Origin of the sequence: Geobacillus zalihae (genome assembly GCF_030414215.1) — a bacterium.
Taxonomy (GTDB): Bacteria; Bacillota; Bacilli; order Bacillales; family Anoxybacillaceae; genus Geobacillus; species Geobacillus zalihae.
In genome coordinates this window covers 386,613-404,160 of record NZ_CP129217.1, presented here as the reverse complement: position 1 = coordinate 404,160, position 17,548 = coordinate 386,613, and the positions used below count along the sequence as shown (strand labels likewise).

16 protein-coding genes and 1 pseudogene are annotated in these 17,548 nt (G+C 53.7%); 5 read left to right on the top strand and 12 right to left on the bottom strand.

Annotated elements, in window-relative coordinates; genetic code table 11:
• Positions 1 to 4 precede the first annotated feature (4 nt).
• From QWV57_RS02055 to QWV57_RS02020, 8 genes and pseudogenes are all read right to left on the bottom strand, one after another.
• A complete protein-coding gene (locus tag QWV57_RS02055) occupies positions 5 to 337 on the bottom strand; it encodes an STAS domain-containing protein (RefSeq protein WP_033005556.1) in 333 nt (110 codons plus the stop codon).
• Positions 338 to 443: 106 nt separating this feature from the next.
• Positions 444 to 665 (bottom strand): annotated as a pseudogene (locus tag QWV57_RS02050) (ATP-binding protein); the annotation flags it as partial.
• A complete protein-coding gene (locus tag QWV57_RS02045; protein ID WP_223810967.1) occupies positions 646 to 807 on the bottom strand; it encodes a hypothetical protein in 162 nt (53 codons plus the stop codon). The pseudogene QWV57_RS02050 and the gene QWV57_RS02045, both read right to left, overlap by 20 nt.
• 197 nt (positions 808 to 1,004) lie before the next feature.
• Positions 1,005 to 2,657, bottom strand: coding sequence for a helix-turn-helix transcriptional regulator (locus tag QWV57_RS02040; RefSeq protein ID WP_015373888.1), 1,653 nt, complete (start codon positions 2,655 to 2,657; stop codon positions 1,005 to 1,007).
• A 188-nt stretch (positions 2,658 to 2,845) separates the two neighbouring features.
• Positions 2,846 to 4,255 (bottom strand): phosphomannomutase/phosphoglucomutase, encoded by a 1,410-nt coding sequence (locus QWV57_RS02035; protein WP_060788179.1) that lies wholly within the window; start codon positions 4,253 to 4,255, stop codon positions 2,846 to 2,848.
• Complete coding sequence (locus tag QWV57_RS02030) at positions 4,206 to 5,321, bottom strand: glycosyl transferase (protein ID WP_129447369.1); 1,116 nt, start codon at positions 5,319 to 5,321, stop codon at positions 4,206 to 4,208. Before QWV57_RS02030 ends, QWV57_RS02035 begins: the two co-directional genes overlap by 50 nt.
• Entirely contained in the window at positions 5,302 to 6,489 is a 1,188-nt protein-coding gene (locus QWV57_RS02025) for a glycosyltransferase family 4 protein (RefSeq protein WP_020754992.1), read from the bottom strand. Before QWV57_RS02025 ends, QWV57_RS02030 begins: the two co-directional genes overlap by 20 nt.
• Positions 6,486 to 7,529: a nucleotidyltransferase family protein gene (locus tag QWV57_RS02020; protein WP_033005560.1), complete on the bottom strand. Its 1,044-nt coding sequence runs from the start codon at positions 7,527 to 7,529 to the stop codon at positions 6,486 to 6,488. Before QWV57_RS02020 ends, QWV57_RS02025 begins: the two co-directional genes overlap by 4 nt.
• Positions 7,530 to 7,825: 296 nt before the next feature.
• Between QWV57_RS02020 and QWV57_RS02015 the strand changes: the two genes are divergently transcribed.
• On the top strand, positions 7,826 to 9,004 hold the full coding sequence (locus QWV57_RS02015) for a Gfo/Idh/MocA family protein (RefSeq protein WP_301100221.1): 1,179 nt from the start codon (positions 7,826 to 7,828) through the stop codon (positions 9,002 to 9,004).
• A gap of 61 nt (positions 9,005 to 9,065) precedes the next feature.
• Here the strand turns inward: QWV57_RS02015 and QWV57_RS02010 are convergent, their stop codons facing one another.
• Positions 9,066 to 9,518 (bottom strand): (deoxy)nucleoside triphosphate pyrophosphohydrolase, encoded by a 453-nt coding sequence (locus QWV57_RS02010; RefSeq protein WP_128578064.1) that lies wholly within the window; start codon positions 9,516 to 9,518, stop codon positions 9,066 to 9,068.
• A 162-nt stretch (positions 9,519 to 9,680) separates the two neighbouring features.
• Here QWV57_RS02010 and QWV57_RS02005 point away from each other — a divergent pair, with 162 nt between their 5' ends.
• Entirely contained in the window at positions 9,681 to 10,445 is a 765-nt protein-coding gene (locus QWV57_RS02005) for a sporulation protein (RefSeq protein WP_020754998.1), read from the top strand.
• A gap of 423 nt (positions 10,446 to 10,868) precedes the next feature.
• Positions 10,869 to 12,131 (top strand): serine/threonine transporter SstT, encoded by a 1,263-nt coding sequence (gene sstT / locus QWV57_RS02000; protein WP_063193685.1) that lies wholly within the window; start codon positions 10,869 to 10,871, stop codon positions 12,129 to 12,131.
• A gap of 58 nt (positions 12,132 to 12,189) precedes the next feature.
• Here sstT and rlmD read toward each other — a convergent pair whose 3' ends face one another.
• Positions 12,190 to 13,578, bottom strand: coding sequence for a 23S rRNA (uracil(1939)-C(5))-methyltransferase RlmD (gene rlmD / locus QWV57_RS01995; protein ID WP_063193684.1), 1,389 nt, complete (start codon positions 13,576 to 13,578; stop codon positions 12,190 to 12,192).
• Positions 13,579 to 13,840: 262 nt separating this feature from the next.
• On the opposite strand from rlmD, the gene QWV57_RS01990 reads away from it, so the two are divergent.
• Entirely contained in the window at positions 13,841 to 14,923 is a 1,083-nt protein-coding gene (locus QWV57_RS01990) for an RNA-guided endonuclease InsQ/TnpB family protein (protein ID WP_015863580.1), read from the top strand.
• A gap of 81 nt (positions 14,924 to 15,004) precedes the next feature.
• Entirely contained in the window at positions 15,005 to 15,355 is a 351-nt protein-coding gene (locus QWV57_RS01985; protein WP_050572306.1) for an ArsR/SmtB family transcription factor, read from the top strand.
• 156 nt (positions 15,356 to 15,511) lie between these two features.
• On the opposite strand, the gene QWV57_RS01980 is transcribed toward QWV57_RS01985, so the two are convergent.
• A complete protein-coding gene (locus tag QWV57_RS01980; protein WP_020755003.1) occupies positions 15,512 to 16,981 on the bottom strand; it encodes an alanine/glycine:cation symporter family protein in 1,470 nt (489 codons plus the stop codon).
• Between the two features lie 365 nt (positions 16,982 to 17,346).
• A complete protein-coding gene (locus tag QWV57_RS01975; RefSeq protein ID WP_015373875.1) occupies positions 17,347 to 17,511 on the bottom strand; it encodes a hypothetical protein in 165 nt (54 codons plus the stop codon).
• Between the last annotated feature and the right edge of the window lie 37 nt (positions 17,512 to 17,548).

The following is a 17,548-nucleotide window of genomic DNA, read 5'->3' as shown; positions in this document are numbered from 1 at the left end:
AACGTCATTCTCCACTGAAATAATCCATGGCTTCCTTCTCTGTGGCAAATAGTTTGATAAACGAAGAAAATTTGACAATATGGAAAATTTCTGCAAGCGACCCTTCCACTCCGGCAATGACCAACTCTTTTTGTCGGGCTCTCGCCTCCATGACGCTGTCAGCGATGACACCGAGTCCGGCGCTGTTTATGTAGTTGACCCCCTCCATGTTGACGATCAATTGATCCGCCTGTTTGTCCAGCAGCCTTTCCAGCGCTTGACGGAACGATTCGACGTTGTTTAAGGTAATATCTTCTGCCCATGTCAGCGCGCAAATTGCCCCTTGTCTCATCCTCATCTTGCTTCCTCCAATGGTCACTCATTTTTTTGCATTTGCACATGCAAAACAAGACGTTGTTTCCCGCTCGCTTCACGTATACATCGTCGACAATATGGGTGATCAGCTGCAGCCCTCTGCCGCGCGGCCCTGTGTTGACGACATCGGTTTGGGCTACGGAGAAGCATCCTCCTCGCTGTTTGACAATGATCATAAACTGTCTCGCTTCCATTTTCCAAAATATCCTAAATGGCAGTTTTCTCGTTTTTTGACAATATTCATACGCATTCGTGCACGCTTCCTCTGTCGCGAGCCGAAGAAAAAGGCAATCACGCGGCAAAAACCCCATTCTCTTCGCCAGTTCCTCGGTAATGTCCATCGCTTTTAAAATGTCCGCCGTTTTCATGATCGCCATCGTTCGGATCATGGTCCTGGGCTTCATCGGCATTTCCCCTATCTTTGTTATGCTTATACACCGGCCAAAGCAACATGGCAGCTTTTCCACTATCGCACGTTCCAGCGCTGGGGAAAACGGATTCGAATGCTATTTTTCTCCTTTATTGTTCCATCTATCGAAAAATAGTTCTTATTTACTACAATTCATTATAATACAAAATGGGGCTCATTCCAATTTCCTACATCCAAAAAAAAAAGACATCATGGCACCCATCGTCCAATGATGTCCCCCTTAACGGCGCTGCCGGCGGTGGTTTAGTTGATACACAAGGGCAATCAACTGTGACCGATCGTTGACGCCAATTTTTTGAAAAATGTTTGTAATATGATTTTTCACGGTATGGACGCTAATGAACAGCCGTTCTGAAATTTCGCGATTGCTGCAGCCTTGAATGAGCAGCTCCAATACATCCATCTCCCGGGCCGTCAACTGCTTGGACAACATGTCGATATTGACCGTCCCATCATTCCCACCGTGAGCCTTGCCGCTGATCATCATCGCCCCAATCGCGGCCAACGCCGTCATATACACTTCCGCCTCTTTCGCTTCCCTTTCTTTCTTTATATGAACGGCGAGAACGCCATAGCGGCCATCGCTGACGAAAAACGGCACTTCCATCACCGATTTGCCCTCAACATCAAGCAGCGCCGGCACCTCGCTTTTCGCCTTCTCGCCGTGACAGCCATAGCGACGGCAGACATCATCCCGATAACGAACAGCCATTTCTACGTCCATCGCTCCTTCGCGGACAACGGCTGTTTGGCCATCGCTAGACCATACCACGCAGACGAAATCGCCGTAAGCGAGCTCCGCGGCAAATTCGGCCATCATCCGGATGATGTCTTCCTCGTTCTGCACCACACGCATGGCCCGTCCAATTTCCATCAACATCGACAGGCGCATCAAGTGGCGGTCCATTTTCATATCAACCTCTGTACATTTAGCCAGGAGCAGCCAATGTTGAACGAGGGCGGAACCGACCGAACGAAGCGCCGCCGGCAGTGAAGAGGACGCCTCGCTGCCGATCATGATCCATCCTTCCACTGCTTTCCCGTACGTCGCCGGATACGCAATCATCGCTTTCGGACGGATGCCATGGCGAACAAAAAAGGAAAAGCGTGGATCCAAAGCGGCATCTTGAACGTAAACCGAACGAAGCGGCGGCTCCGAAGACGAAAGCGGCGGAAACAACGCATCGATCATCTTGCCGCGCAGCTTTCCGGCCTTTTCCCCGCTTGCCGCCGCCACCATCCATCCTTGCGGACATTTGGCGATATACAACGCCATATCGACGCGTTCATCGAACGCCCGCAACTCAAAAAGCAGCTTGTCCACGTCCGCTAGGGCGGAGCTGTCCGCAACCACTGCTTCGAGCCGTTTTCCGTATTCACAGCATTGTTGCTTGCGGCGCTCGCCGCTGATTAATTCCCCGCATATGACCGCCATCTTTTCTATATCTTTTAACTTCGCTTCGACCGCCCGCGCCGGCAACGCCGCCACCTGTTCGATCGCTGACATCCATTCTCCAGTGTCCATCAGCGGTTGTTCGCAAATGAGCCATTTCGTTTCTTCCTCGATAAACACGCCTGCCCAAATCCAATATTCCGCCTTCTCATCGACAAACACGGGAGCGACGATGCTCTTCATGCCAAAACGCCCGACCGGCACGACCGATGGACGCTGCCATCCGTCCATGACAAGCTCCTGCGGGCAGAAAAACGATGGCGCTTCCCTTTTAGCGGCAAACAAAACGAACTCCGCCAACTCGGTCATATTCGATACTTTCGTCACGGGAGCGCCGTGATCATCGACGATCAGCATGCTCAACTCCGTCAATGCCGCGTATGCATCTTGAATATATTGCAACGATTCACGGATCACCACGCCTTCAACTCTCCTACAATACATTTTTATCCTTATCTATTATGGACAAACCATTTGCAAGAAATCAAGCATGAGCCCCCTCACAACAAAAATAAACCGGCGTGGGAGCCCTACGGACGACCCACGCCGGAACAAATCTTTTGAAACGGACAGAGGGCGACAAGCGCAGACCATTCGGAGAAAAGGCGTCACCAGTCAATGCGCAATTCAAGGGTGGCGAGGCAATCAGCCAGCTGCCGCTTAATCTCCGCCAATGCAGCCTCCGTCTTGGCTTCTGCACGCAACACAAGAATCGGCTGGGTGTTCGACGGCCGCACCAACCCCCAGCCGTCTGGGAACTGAATGCGGGCGCCATCCACATCGACAACAGGGAAACGGCCGGCAAATTTCTCTTTTACTCTGGCAATGGCAGCCGCTTTTTTCTCTTCCGGGCAAGCAACTCGCGTCTCCGGCGTCGCCGCGTACCGCGGCACATCGGCAAACCACTCGGACAGCGGGCGCTCATCGTGCGACAGTAATCGAAGCAGGCGCCCAGCGGCGTACAGCGCATCGTCATAGCCGTAAAACTCATCATTGAAGAACAAATGACCAGACATTTCACCGGCAAACGGGATCTCCGGACGACGGCGCAACGTCGCTTTGACGTGCGAATGGCCGGTGCGATGGAAGAACGGTTTCCCGCCGAGCCGCTCAATTTCCTCAACAAGCGCTTGCGAACATTTCACTTCAACGGGCGCGTCGGCTCCCGGATGACGCTTAAGAATCTCGCGCCAGAACAGCACCATCAGTTGGTCGCCCCAACGGATCGCACCCGTTTCATCCACAACCCCGATCCGGTCGCCGTCGCCGTCAAACGCGATGCCAAGATCAGCCTGCTCCTTGCGCACCATCTCAATCAAGTCCGTTAAGTTCTCCGGCACGACCGGGTCCGGATGATGGTTCGGAAACGTCGGATCGGATTCACAGTAAAGCGGGACGACATCGCACCCCCATTCTTTGAGCACTTGTGGCGCAATGATCGATGGGGTGCCGTTGCCGCAGTCGACGACGACCTTCAGCTTGCGCGGACCGAGCTTAATTTTCTCCTTCAACATCTTGATATAGGCCGGAGCAAGGTCAAGCGTTTCCTCGCGCCCGCGCGCTGTTTCAGGACGCGGCTGTTCCTGGCTGAGCCGCTCCATCGCCCGCCGCAGCGCTTGGATGCGCTCGCCATAAATTGTCGTTTTTCCCATGGCAATTTTAAATCCGTTCTCATCCCCTGGGTTATGGCTGGCGGTGATGATCATGCCGCATGGAATATTCGTGTAGTATAAGCTGTAGTAAAACATCGGCGTCGTCGAAAGCCCAATATCGACGACATCGCAGCCGCCATCGAGCAGCCCATCTTTGAGCGCCCGATGCAAGCCAGGCGATGACAGACGATTGTCATGACCGACAACCGCCCTCTTCTCGCCTTCCTTTTGCATCATGTCGGCAAAGGCCCGTCCGAGCCAATACGCGAACGACTCATCGAGCTCCTCACCGGCTCGTCCGCGGATGTCGTATTCTTTAAACACGTGTGCCGGCCATGCGAACGGTTTCGTTGTTGACGTATTCATCGACAACCACCTCCACCGAAATCGATTGAGCGATTGCTGCTGTTAACAAGTACGACAATGTTGACTCCGCCCCCCGATTCGGGTTCGGGCCGTTCGGGCCAAGCCCGTCGCAGCAACTGCCGTCGCTTGGGTCCGCAAGCGGCGCGTTGCCGTCGTTTTGTCCGTAAAACCAAGCGAGGCAGCGGCGGACGACGCCGCGATAACGCTCGTCGTCCGTTGCCCAATACGCTTCGCGCGCCGCCAAAGCGAGCTTCATCACATCAAGCGGCTGTTGATCCCAATCAGCGCGGTAGCGGCGGCTGCACCAGCCGCGGTTGCCGACCGGACGGATGACACCTCCCGGTCCGCTCATTTTTTCAATAAGGAAAGCAAGGCTTTTTTCCGCCACTTCCTTCACCTCATCCCGCGGCGCGCGCCGATATGCCGTCCAAAGCGACCACGGCAGCACCCCGTTGGCGTATGTCAGCTCCGGTTCGTACCAGCGCCAGCTGCCATCCGCGTGCGTTTCGTAGGCCTCAAGCAGCTGACGCTCAAACCGCCCCGCCAACGCGGCCAACTCCTTCTTGTCAACGCCGGGCACCCCCTCCTCTTTAAGCGACCCGCTGCACGCCGCCAGCCCCCAAGCGATGCCGCGCAGCGAGCGAAGCTCCCATGCCGCCGGCAGCGCCCGCCTCAACATGTCCGCAGCCGCCTCGCGCCGCGCCGCGTCATCCAATTGCCTATACGCGATCGCCGCCGCCCAAAACGACCGCCCGAAGCAGTCGTCTGAGGGCGTCTCTTCCTCTTTCGTCCGATCGAAGAAAAAGTTGTTATGGAACGTCCCGTCATCGTTTTGCGCCCAAAGCAAAAAGGCCAAATATCGGTCAAGCAGGCGATACAGCCGCTCCTTCGTTTCTTGATCGTCGAGCAACGCCAGCCACTCGAGGCACGCCCATATGGCGCGGGCGTTGTCATCGGTCGAATACCCTTCGCGCCGCCGCGGAATGCGGCCGAGGCTATGCTCAAGCAACCCGGTGTCGTCAGTCATGCGCTCGAGATGGTCGAACTTAATGACTGACGGTGCCAATGGTCTTCACCTCCCCACGTTTCGCGGCGCACATGCGCGCAAACAAGGCGACATGCTGTTCGCCGACGCGCGGCCAATGCGTGTTTGCCCCGATTTGGCGCACCTTTTCCTCCCATCGCTTCAGCGCCGCCTCGTCGGCCAACAGCTGCCCGAGCCGCTCTTCCCAGGCGGTCGTATCGCCATACGGCAACAACAGCTCTTCACAACCTTGCAACAAATCGCGCGCATGCTCATACGGCGTCGAAACGACCGGACGGCCGACGCCGACCGCATAGGCAAGCGTGCCGCTTGTAATTTGCTGCATGCCCGGGTACGGGGTGACGTACAAGTCGCATGCCGTCAAATAATCAATCAGCTCTTCCTCGCTGAAATACCGGTCCTCCATGCGAACATGGCCATCGAGCCCGAGCCGATGAATCAACGCTTTCAGCTCATCGCGATACGCCTCCCCTTCCCGCTTTTTCACTTCTGGGTGCGTCTGTCCGGCAATGACATACAGCGCTTCCGGCACCTTGCGCACGACGCCCGGCAATGCGGCCAAGACCGATTCAATCCCTTTGCCGCGGCTTAGAAGCCCGAACGTCAACATCACTTTGCGGCCGCTGAATCCGAGGCGGCGGCGAAGCGAATCGCGATTTTCGCTGCTTGGGCCTGGAGCACCGTGCGGAATGTAGACAATTTTTTCTTCCGGCAAGCCAAACGCTTTGACCAAATACGGGATCGCCTGCCGGTTCATGACGATGATGGCGTCGCTTGCCGCAGCGATTTTTTCTTGAATCGGGCGGTACGGCAGCGGCGGTTCGGCAAACACCGTATGGAACGTCGTCACGAGCGGCTTTTCGAGCGCCGCGATGAAATCGAGAATGTATTCGCCCGCCTCGCCGCCGAAAATGCCAAATTCATGCTGCAGGACGACAACATCGATGTCGCTCTCATTCACCCGTTTCGCCATTTCGGCATACGCCGTGCGGTTTTGCGCCGGGAGCGGCCAATACGCCGGGTTGTGGCGATAGGCGTCATCGCCGTCGCTTTCGTTGTACAACACGATGACGCGGTCGCCATCGGACGGTCCGCGGACGCCGTCAATACTTTGCCGCAAATGTTCCGTAAACGTCGCCAGCCCGCACCGCCGCGGCGGATACGTGCTGACGTACGCGATTCGAATCATGCTTGCACCGCCTCCTTAAACTGGTTGATGATTGAATCCTCGAACACTTCTCCCGCCGTCGTCACCGTCCGGTAGCCGAAAATGCTGTTTTGCAACCGGCTGCGGTCGCGGATGACAGAGCGGTCCCAAACGATGGTTTGCGCGCAATGGACGCGGGCGCCGATTTGGCAGTGGTCGCCGATGACCGCATTCGGGCCAATGACGGCCTGCGGACCGATTTTCACATGGTCGCCGATGAGCACAGGCGGCACAAACAAGACGCCAGACCCAATCTCCACGTTTTCACCGACAAACACGCCCGGTTGAATTTCACGTCCTTTGAGCGGAATCGGAAACTCCCGACGCAACGCATCCCAATGCACCTGGCGGTATCGTGCCGGCGTCCCCATATCACGCCAATATCCGTTGCTGACGATGCCATATACACCGACATTCTTCTCGATCAGCAGCGGGAATGTTTCGCGTTCAATCGACACTTCCCGCTCAGCCGGAATATAGCGCATCACGTCCGGCTCGAAAATATACATGCCGGCGTTGATGCGGTTCGATGGCGCTTCTTCCCGGCGCGGCTTTTCGACAAAGCGCAAAATTCTCCCGCTGTCGTCTTGTTCGACCACCCCATAGGAAGAAGGATCGTCTACTTCCGTTAAAACAATGGTCGCCAAACCGCCATGTTGACGATGGAAATCAAGCAGCGGGATCAATTGCGGCAAATGCACGATGTCGGCGTTAAACACGAGAAACCGTTCATCAAGCCAGCGCTCGGCGTTTTTGATCGCCCCAGCCGTTCCGAGCGGGAACGGTTCGAGCGCGTATGTAATCTTGACGTTCCAGCGCTTCCCATCTTCGAAATAGCGACGGATCACTTCTGAACAATGATGTGCGGCGATGACAAATTCGTTGACTCCTTGGTCGCGAAGATGAATGATGAGGTGCTCAAGCCATGGCCGATTCGCAATCGGGGCCATCGGTTTGGGGATGTTTTCGGTCAATGGACGAAGACGTGTGCCTAATCCTCCTGCCAGCAACAATGCTTTCATTTCGTCATCCCTCCATACGATTTTTTTCACAAAACTAGACACGATTCTTGATGGATGAACGAGAAAATGAAAGTGATTCATAGATTGCTAGCACTCGGCTGCGATGGTTGCTAATAATAATATACATAATATTCCTTCTGTTGCGCAAGCGAAATGATTGTCGGATGGTGTCGATGAGGAATGATTGATGCTTGCAAATTTCAAAACTTTCATTTTCTCGTTCTTCTTTTTCTTTGCGGTATAATGAACATCGTTAATGCTATATATATATATGTGAGGGAGGAGGAGAATACGCCATGATTTCTTCATTTTTCCGTTACCGTGTCGGCATCGCCGGTGCCGGCGCATTCGCTGAATTTCTCGCCGGCGCGCTCGCCCCGCTTCCTTCCTTCCATCTCGCCGCTGTCGCCGGGCGGACGGACGAAAAACGCCAGCGCGTCATCGACGCCTATCGCCGCCGTCAGCCGCAGGCGGGCGACGTGCGCGAATACCGCGAAGCTGAACAATTGATCGTTGACCCGCACGTTGACATCGTCATTCTCACCACCCCGCCGCATTTGCACGCCCCGCTTGCCGAGCGGGCGCTTGAGGAAGGAAAACATGTGCTCCTTGAAAAGCCAGGCGGCCTCACCGCCGAGGCGCTGCGGGCGAACATCCAGCTCGCCGCCCGCCAAAACCGGGCGTTGGCGGTCAATCTCGTCTTGCGCTACCATCCGCTCGCAGAAGCCGTCAAGCAACTCATCCACCGCGCGCTTCTTGGCCCAGTGGACTACGCAAGCCTTCACAACGCGGCTCACCGCGTCGCGGAAGGCCATTGGTTTTGGGACGAGCGGCGAAGCGGCGGCATCCTGATCGAGCACGGCGTCCACTTTTTTGAAGTCGGTCGCGATTGGTTTGGCGAAGCGGTTTCCGCGCACGGATTCGCGTTAAGGGAAACAGACGGCACGCAGCCGCGCGTCGGCGCCACGGTGATTCATGAAAACAACGGCCGGCCCGTCCCGGTTCACTATTACCACGGCTTTACGATGAACCCGGACGCTCCTGAGTCGACACATTGGGACATTCATACGGCACGCGGGCGCATCGTGCTTGACGGCTGGATTCCAACGCAGCTGTCCGTCTCCGGCCTCGTCACTGACGAGGAGGCAGCCTGCATTGACGCCTGGCTTGACGCCATCCCGACAAAGCCGTCGGCTGACGCTATCGAACAACTGCAGCAAGCGGCCGACCGGCTGTTGCCGCCCACGGAACCTTCAGCCGCTCCGCGCCGCCCATACGAGCGCACCGTTGCGCTCTCAAACCGCCACGGTTGGTACGAAGCGATCGCCCAAGCGCGCTTTCTCGACTTTTGCCGCCTAATCGAAAACCCAAACGAGTGCGGCCTTGTGACGGCGGAAGACGCCGCCGCCGACCTCTCCCTAGCCGAAACGTGCACCGTGACGGGTAAAGCAGTCGACCCACTTGACATCCGCTAACATGCTGACACAAAAAGAGCCTGGTGCGGCCACATGGCAAACGGCCGCAACCAGGCTTTCTTCACCTCAATCGGCGATAGATCTCGGTCTCACCAGAACATCCAAAACGCCCTTCTGCGCCCCCCTCGACCAACAATGCCTCAACAGTCGGAATGTCCGCCGGCGCCCACTCAAGCGAGCGCAATGCTTGAAGCGGCACCCACCGAAGCTCAGCATGCTCCCGCGCCCGCGGCTCCCCATCGACTAAGCGGGCTTCATACGTCCGCAAATGCACGATGGCGTGTTCATACTCATGGAACACATCAGCCAACAACTCACCGACCGAAATGGTGCAGCCAAGCTCCTCGCGAATTTCCCGAACTAAAGCGTCTTCGGGCCGCTCCCCCTCTTCCACTTTGCCGCCGGGAAACTCCCACACGTTTGGAAGCGACATATTTGGCGCACGCAACGCGCATAACACATCCCCCTGTTCATTGAAGATGGCTGCCCCGACAACGTGAACGACCCGTTTCATTCATAACCCGCCCTTCTCATCCATATACGCCATTTTAGCAAAAACCGTCTCGCTTTCCAAAACAGTGGAACCCCTTTAGGCGTTAGTTACTTTAAAGAAGAGCAGAACCTTTTCACCAGGTGCTCCGTATTCTCAACTGAAATCGCTGACAAGGGGGAGAACGTGTTGTTCAAAAAACTGTTAAGCTCCATCGGCATCGGTGCCGCCACTGTTGATACGAAGCTCGCCAAAGCGCAATATGTCCAAGGCGAAACCGTCGAAGGGGTTGTCGACATTCGCGGCGGCAGCGTCGAACAGCACATTGATGAAATTTATTTGGCATTAGTCACAACGTACATCCGCGAAATCGATGATAAGAAATTTGAAGAAAAAGCCGTGCTGGCGCGCTACAAAGTGAGCGGCCCGCTGACGATCGCGCCGAACGAAACGAAAACGATCCCGTTTCAATTCGCCTTGCCGTACGACGTACCGGTCACGCTCGGTTCTTCGCGGGTATGGCTGCAAACCGGCCTTGACATTAAAATGGCGCTCGACCCGCAAGACCGCGACTATCTCACCATCGAGCCGCACCCGCTTGTCGCCGCGTTTCTCGAGGCGGCCCGCCAATTAGGTTTCCGCCTTCGCCATGTGCAATGCGAACAAGCGCCGCGCTATTGGCAACGGCGGCTGCCGTTTGTCCAAGAGTTTGAATTCAAGCCGGCAAGCGGACCGTTTAAAGGCCGACTTGACGAACTGGAGGCCATTTTCTTTGTCTCCGAGCATGGGGTTGAAGCCATTTTAGAGATTGACCGCAAAGCGCGCGGGTTTGCTGGATTGCTTTCCGAGGCGCTTGATATGGACGAAACGCTTGTCCGGTTCACCTATGGGCCGAGCGATGTCGCTTCATTGGCGCAACGGTTGGCGAATGCAATTAGCCGGTATAGCTGAGCTAAAAGGGGCAAAAAACGAAGGGGCCACTCGGCCCTTTTGTACTATGTGCTATACGGATGCAGTGAAAAGCTTGTCTATCTTCCCTGCAGTCGACCCAACTGTTCTGCAAAAACCACATTACTACAATTTCAAATTGCACCACACACTCCTTTTGTTTATTTTGATTCATACGGCTAGGATTCAGTGAGCTTTTTGCTTTGCAACCGATGTCAGCCCCATCGCGGCTGGCTTCTTTTTCGACCTTGCCATAAGCGCAAAAGGCAATGCAACGTTTGGATAATTCAAACTATTCTAATATAACAATCTATTCGTTAATCACTAATATTCATGCTAAAATAGTGTTTGTTCACCACTGGAAAACACTTGTGCATGTACGGTGAATTTCATTCTTGATCATCCATGAGTGTCAGGAGGAACGTTATGAAGCAACTCATTGTAAGGTGGAATCAGCTTAGCCTTGTCAGACGTATCCTTGTCGGTATCATCATCGGGATTGTCCTCGCCATGGCCGTCCCGGAATCAACAAAATGGGTGTCCATTTTTGGTTCCTTGTTTGTCAGCGCTCTAAAGGCCGTCGCACCCGTATTGGTGTTCTTTCTCGTGGTCTCCGCCATTTCCCGCCATCAAAGCGGCCAAAAAACAAATATCCAACACATTCTTGTCCTATACGGGGCCAGCACGTTCTTAGCCGGTCTTACCGCCGTCGTGGCCAGCTTCATCTTTCCGGTTCATTTATCTTTAGCTGAAGGGATGAAAGATATCTCTCCCCCTAGCGGCATAACAGAGGTACTTCAGTCATTGTTGCTTAATATTGTTGATAACCCTATTCATGCACTGATCAATGCGAATTATATCGGTATCCTGACTTGGGCGGTGCTGCTTGGCATCGCATTAAGACCTGCGCCGGAGACGGTCAAAAACGTCATCGCCAGTTTTTCTGACGCCATTTCAAACATTGTCACATGGGTCATCAATTTGGCACCCATCGGAATCATGGGGCTTGTTTTTGACGCGATGGTCACCAACGGGCTTTCCGCTTTCATCGAATACGGAAAGTTATTGGCCGTTCTTCTTGGGACGATGTTTTTCGTGGCATTCGTCATGAATCCGCTGATTGTCTTTGTGAACATTCGCCAAAATCCGTACCCGCTCGTGTGGAGATGCATTCGGGAAAGCGGAATGACCGCCTTCTTTACGCGCAGCTCGGCCGCAAACATTCCGGTGAATATGAATTTGGCTGAAAAACTCGGATTAAACAAAGATACGTATTCGGTCTCGATCCCTCTCGGTGCAACGATTAATATGGCTGGCGCCGCCGTTACGATTTCCGTGTTGACGCTTGCTGCGGTTCACACATTGGGGATTGAAGTCGATCTAGGTACAGCGCTGATTCTTAGCATTCTTTCCACCATCGCCGCTGCAGGGGCATCCGGCGTCGCGGGCGGCTCGCTTCTCCTTATCCCGTTGGCATGCAGTTTGTTTGGCATCCCAAATGATATTGCCATGCAAGTAGTAGGGGTTGGTTTTATCATTGGCGTGTTGCAAGATTCATGTGAAACGGCCCTGAACTCCTCTTCCGATGTTCTTTTCACCGCAACAGCGGAATATGCGAAGAGACGCAAAGAAAAAACCGCCGTCATCATCGAAGCTGAATTTCATGCAAAACGAGCGGGTGGCAACTGAAACCCTTCTTGTATAAAGCCCGTTTCCCTCTCACTTGGGGGAACGGGCTTTTCCTGATTTATGATGATTTGACAAGCAACGCACAGCACTCGACATGCGCCGTATGCGGAAACATGTCCACCGGTTGGACAGTTTTCAACACATAGCCGAACGGGGCTAGCTCCGCAATATCAGCCACAAACGTCTCCGGATTGCAGGAGACATACACCACCCGCTTTGGTTGCGCCCGGCCGATTTTGCGCATCACTTTTCCGCCTGCGCCAGAACGTGGAGGATCCAAAAGCAGCAGCTCCGGCCGCCCGAACTGCTCCAACACGTCATCAATCCCGCGCCGCGCATCCCGCGCCAAAAAGTACGTATTGTCAACGCCGTTGTCTTTCGCGTTTCGTTTCGCCGACTCGATCGACGTTTCCACAATTTCAATGCCCGCCAACGCTTTCACCCGCTTGGCGAACGGCAAGGAAAACGTGCCGACTCCGCAAAAGAGATCGATCATTTTCTCATGGGGCTTGGGCTCGCCCATCTCCAACGCCAGTTCAACCAATTTGGCCGCCTGCACCGGGTTCGTTTGGAAAAACGTATCAAACCAAAGACGGTAGCGGAACCCGCACAATTCATCGTAAATGAAATCCCGTCCGGCCAGCACGTGCGTTCGTTCCGCCTGGGTGCGGTCGGCCCACGCCCGATTCTCCAGCCAAAGCAAACTTTTCACGTCCGGGAGCGCCTTCGTGATCCGCTCCGTCAAATCAGCCGCCGCTTCTTTCAACTCCCCTTCCGGCGCCTCGGTCGCAAAGAGCGCCACCATCACCTCTCCTGTCGCAAACGACTCGCGCACCATGACGTGGCGAAGCAGCCCTTCATGGGTGTCTTTGTGATACCCAGGCAGCTGATGATCGCGCGCCCAACGCGCCACTTCCATAGCGGCTTTGACGATCTTCTCGCCGGCAATGAGACATGTCTCCAACGAAATCACTTGCCGGAAATTCCCTTGCTCGTGCAGTCCAAGCAGGCCCTCAGGAGAGAACGTAAACTCCATTTTATTGCGGTAATGCCACGGATGTTCCATCCCGATCGTCTCGCGCACAACGTCCGGATCAAATCCGTGCTGGGCAAGCAGCGCCTTCACCTGTTCGGTCTTATGCCGCAGCTGTCCCTCATAGCGCCAGTGCTGCCAGACACAGCCGCCGCAGCGGTCAAAGTGCGGACACGGCGGATCGAGCCGCTCTGGATGCCGCTCGATCACTTCTTCCACTCGGGCATGGGCCCTCCGGCGTTTCGGCCAATCGATCAAAACCCGCACCTTTTCACCAGGAAGCGTGGACGGAACAGTGAGTTTGAGCTTTTTTCTCCTCCCTTCTTCTTCCTGCCAAACGACCGCTTGTCCCGCTCCTTTTTTATCCAACTGATGAATGTCCGTAATGAACGATTGTTTTCCGCTGTCTGTCAATGGCTTTCCTCCTTCCGAGATGAACGATGTTGTCACCCTTTATGTATTGTACACGATCAGTGGACGAATCCAAAGAAACTTCGCGCAGGGAAAAGATTGGGAATGAAAAGCATTGGAAGACGGAAAAACGGAATTCACGAGAACATCCGCCGGAAGCCCACTGCTTTAGCTGTGGGAGGAAGGCGGGGTTTATATTTTCAGTATATATTGAATTTTCGTTCAATATAAGTACACTGGATTTAGAAAGGTAGGTGAATCAAGAATGCTCTGCACTCTCAAGATTAAATTAATGCCAACTCTTGAACAGTTTCATGCGCTGCTGGAAACAATGAAACGGTTTAACCAAGCATGCAACTATATTAGCGAGATTGCTTTTCGCTCCAGAACCTTTTCCAAAACGAAAATCCAGCGGCTTTGCTACTATGACGTCAGGGAAAAATTTGGCCTCTCTGCCCAAATGACCGTTCGTGCCATCGGCAAAGTGTCGGAAAGCTATCGTTTGGATAAAAAAACCTTGCATAACTTTAAAGAAACCGGTGCCATCGTGTATGATGAAAGAATCCTGTCCTTTAAAGGGTTAGAGTATGCTTCCATCCTTACCTTGCAAGGAAGAATGGAAATCCCTATGGTCATTAGCCGCTACCATCAAGGTTTGCTGTGTGGCAACCGTGTTCGGGGTCAAGCCGATTTAGTCCTTCAAAACGGTATTTTTTATTTACTGCTCGTGGTGGACGTTCCCGAAGGCCAGCCCAATTCCGAAAACGGATTTATCGGTGTGGACCTTGGCATCATTAATATCGCCGTCGATAGCACCGGTGAGGTATTTTCCGGCTCGAAGGTCAACGGGCTGCGCCGCCGCCATGCGAAACTTCGCGCCAAACTCCAAAAGAAAGGCACCAAGTCAGCGAAACGCCTGCTTAAAAAGCGTTCCAAGAAGGAAAAACTATTTGCCCGTGATGTGAACCACTGCATTAGCAAGAAGATTGTTGAAAAGGCAAAGGCACTCGGATGCGGCATTGCCCTTGAAGATTTAAAGGGCATCCGCCAACGCACCGAGAAAACGGTTAAAAAGCAACAGCGTCGTCAACACTCTTCTTGGTCTTTTTATCAGTTGAGAAAGTTTATTGAGTATAAAGCGGCGATCGCTGGCGTGCCGGTGGTATTGGTTCATCCAAAAAATACTTCCCGCACCTGTCCGGTTTGCGGACATGTGGCCAAAGAAAACAGACCGTCAAGGGATCAGTTTTGTTGTCGAGCTTGTGGGTACGCTGCCCCTGCCGACAACGTGGCTGCGGAAAACATCCGCAGGGCTGCTGTCAACCAGCCGAACGCGGCAGCCAATTAGGCTAGTTGCAAGCCCACGGCTTTAGCCGTTGGGTAGTTGACACAGTCGTTCGCAAGATTATGGATGACGGGTGGGAGAACATTGTCAACCAAAAACTTCCCGCATATCTCGAAGGATAAACGAACCGTTTCCGCGCCGAAGCACGATGTGTTTCACGCCATCGCCGATCCAATCCGCCGCCAGATGTTGCAGATGCTCGCGGACAACGAATTGTCGATTGCCGCGATTGCCAAATCCTTCCCGATCAGCCGCACAGCTGTCAATAAAGCAAGGTTGGGCAGCTGTCGGAAAACGGGACGTGAAACAAGGTACAGGCTGGAGCCCGAACCTCTCGTCGAACTGAAAACGTGGCTTTCCTTCTTTGAAGGGTATTGGGATGAACGGCTTGCGGCTCTCAAGCGTGTGGTGGAAGCGGATGAGGAGCCATCATAATGGCAAAATCGCATGAATTCACAGGGGTCAAGATGGTTCGAGGATGCCCATCCTAGAGAATGTCTAACGAAAGTGTTCCTTAATCCATATAGATGATGATGAAAAAAGGGTGTCCCGCTGCATCCGGGACACCGTCGACTCCAACCAATCAACCTGTTACAATGCCTTCTCTTTCTTTTCTTCCCATCTCTTATATCCATTTTCCCAGAATTCCGCATTCTTGATTCCGTATTTCGACGCGTTGAACTCCGGATCTTTCCCTTGCTTCAGCTGTTCTTCGTAATCTTTCAAGGCCATATAGGCCGGTTTAAATAACAACAAGATCGCAATCAAGTTGAGCCACACCATGATGCCAAGCCCGATGTCGCCCATCGCCCACGCCGTCGTCGCCGTTTTGACCGTTCCATAGAACGTGGCCGCCAAAAAGATGAGCTTCAAGGCAAAGAAGGCCGTTCCCCTCTTTTCACTGCGCACCAAATAGGCGAGGTTCGTCTCGGCAATATAGTAATACGCGTACATCGTCGTAAACGCGAAGAAGAACAGAGCGATCGCAATAAAGGCCGACCCGAATCCCGGGAAGAGCGTGTCCACCGCCGCCTGCGTATACCCTGCGCCCGGTTCCACCCCTTTCAAATGCTCGACAATCGTCTCTCCCGTTTTTTCATTGATCACATTGTATTGACCTGTAAACAAAATCATCAGCGCCGTCGCCGTCACGACCAAGAACACATCCAAATAAATCGAAAACGCCTGCACAAGCCCCTGCTTGGCCGGGTGGGACACTTCCGCCGCCGCTGCCGGGTGGGCGCCCGTCCCTTGCCCCGCTTCATTCGCATAAAGGCCGCGTTTGACCCCCCACATCACCGCCGAACCAAGAATGCCGCCAAACACTTGATCAGCGCCAAACGCGCTTTTGAAAATCAAACCAAACACATCCGGGACTTTCTCAATATTGGCCGCAATAATGGCAATCGCGACCAACAAATAGCCAACTGCCATAAACGGCACGACAATTTCCGCCGTTTTCGCGATCCGCTTCACTCCGCCAAAAATCGTAAAGCCAAGAACGGCAATCACGAAAATTCCCGTCACCAATTTCGGAATGCCAAACGCATTCGAAAAGCTGTCGGCAATCGAGTTTGCTTGAATTCCCGGCATCAGCACCGCCATCGAGAGAATGATCGCCGCGGCGATCACCACCGCAAACCATTTCCAGCCAAGGCCTTTTTCAATGTAGAACGCCGGACCGCCGCGGTATTGTCCGTCTTGTTCCTCTTTATAAATTTGCGCCAGCGTCGACTCGACATACGCGGTCGCCGCTCCGATAAAGGTGATCACCCACATCCAAAAGACCGCGCCCGGCCCCCCGTACGCAATCCCCGTCGCCGTCCCGGCCACGTTCCCGACGCCGATGCGGCCGGACAACGACATCGTCAACGCCTGGAAAGAAGACACCCCGGCCTCAGAGCTTTTCCCCGTCGTCACAAGCCGGACCATCTCTTTCACATGGCGGATTTGCAGGAAACGGGTGCGAATGCTAAAATACAAACCGCAACAAACAATGAATGCAATCAAAAAAGGACTCCATAGCCACCCGTTCACCGTTTCTACAAGCTTTTCAATCAACCCAATCCCTCCTATGCCAGCTGATTATTTTTGTTGTACAACACACAACTTAAATAATATTATAAATATTACACATTTCAGCTTCAATAATTTTTTTCATATATCATTCTTTTCTGCATTTTCTTTATATTTCCTGCGCTTGTCCTCGTGTAGAAAAATGAACGACTTTCTTCGCTTTTTTAAAAATAACTTTGAAGCCCAAAAATGATAGATGAGGCAAGACAGAGAAATCCGCCTCGAACGGTCCCCTAATGCCAGTCCTTGAGGCCTTGAGCGCGAGCCCCATCTCCCCCAATGATCCCCATCTGAATCGCCGCAAACGCAAAGCCGAACACACAGAACAGCGTGTTCGGCTTTGGCTGTTGTTACATATAGCCGATGAGAAACACGACAAAACCGGCCAATCCGACCGATGCGACGAAGAGGCCAAAGGCGATCCGTTTCGCGGCTTTGCTCTTTTGGACAACACCATACACGAACAACACGATCGACATGACCAACAAAAGCAAAATGAGAGACGAAATGCTCACGTTCAGCGCTCCTTATCGTGCACTGCCCCTAGGAAAG

What these genes read in the sequence shown, in the direction of transcription:
- QWV57_RS02015 (WP_301100221.1), top strand. Translation starts at nt 7,826, where the DNA reads ATGATTTCTTCATTTTTCCGTTACCGTGTCGGCATCGCCGGTGCCGGC.
- QWV57_RS01990 (WP_015863580.1), top strand. Translation starts at nt 13,841, where the DNA reads ATGCTCTGCACTCTCAAGATTAAATTAATGCCAACTCTTGAACAGTTT.
- QWV57_RS02025 (WP_020754992.1), bottom strand. Translation starts at nt 6,489, where the DNA reads ATGATTCGAATCGCGTACGTCAGCACGTATCCGCCGCGGCGGTGCGGG.
- QWV57_RS02035 (WP_060788179.1), bottom strand. Translation starts at nt 4,255, where the DNA reads ATGAATACGTCAACAACGAAACCGTTCGCATGGCCGGCACACGTGTTT.
- sstT (WP_063193685.1), top strand. Translation starts at nt 10,869, where the DNA reads ATGAAGCAACTCATTGTAAGGTGGAATCAGCTTAGCCTTGTCAGACGT.
- QWV57_RS02045 (WP_223810967.1), bottom strand. Translation starts at nt 807, where the DNA reads ATGTTGCTTTGGCCGGTGTATAAGCATAACAAAGATAGGGGAAATGCC.
- QWV57_RS02010 (WP_128578064.1), bottom strand. Translation starts at nt 9,518, where the DNA reads ATGAAACGGGTCGTTCACGTTGTCGGGGCAGCCATCTTCAATGAACAG.
- QWV57_RS02020 (WP_033005560.1), bottom strand. Translation starts at nt 7,529, where the DNA reads ATGAAAGCATTGTTGCTGGCAGGAGGATTAGGCACACGTCTTCGTCCA.
- QWV57_RS02055 (WP_033005556.1), bottom strand. Translation starts at nt 337, where the DNA reads ATGAGGATGAGACAAGGGGCAATTTGCGCGCTGACATGGGCAGAAGAT.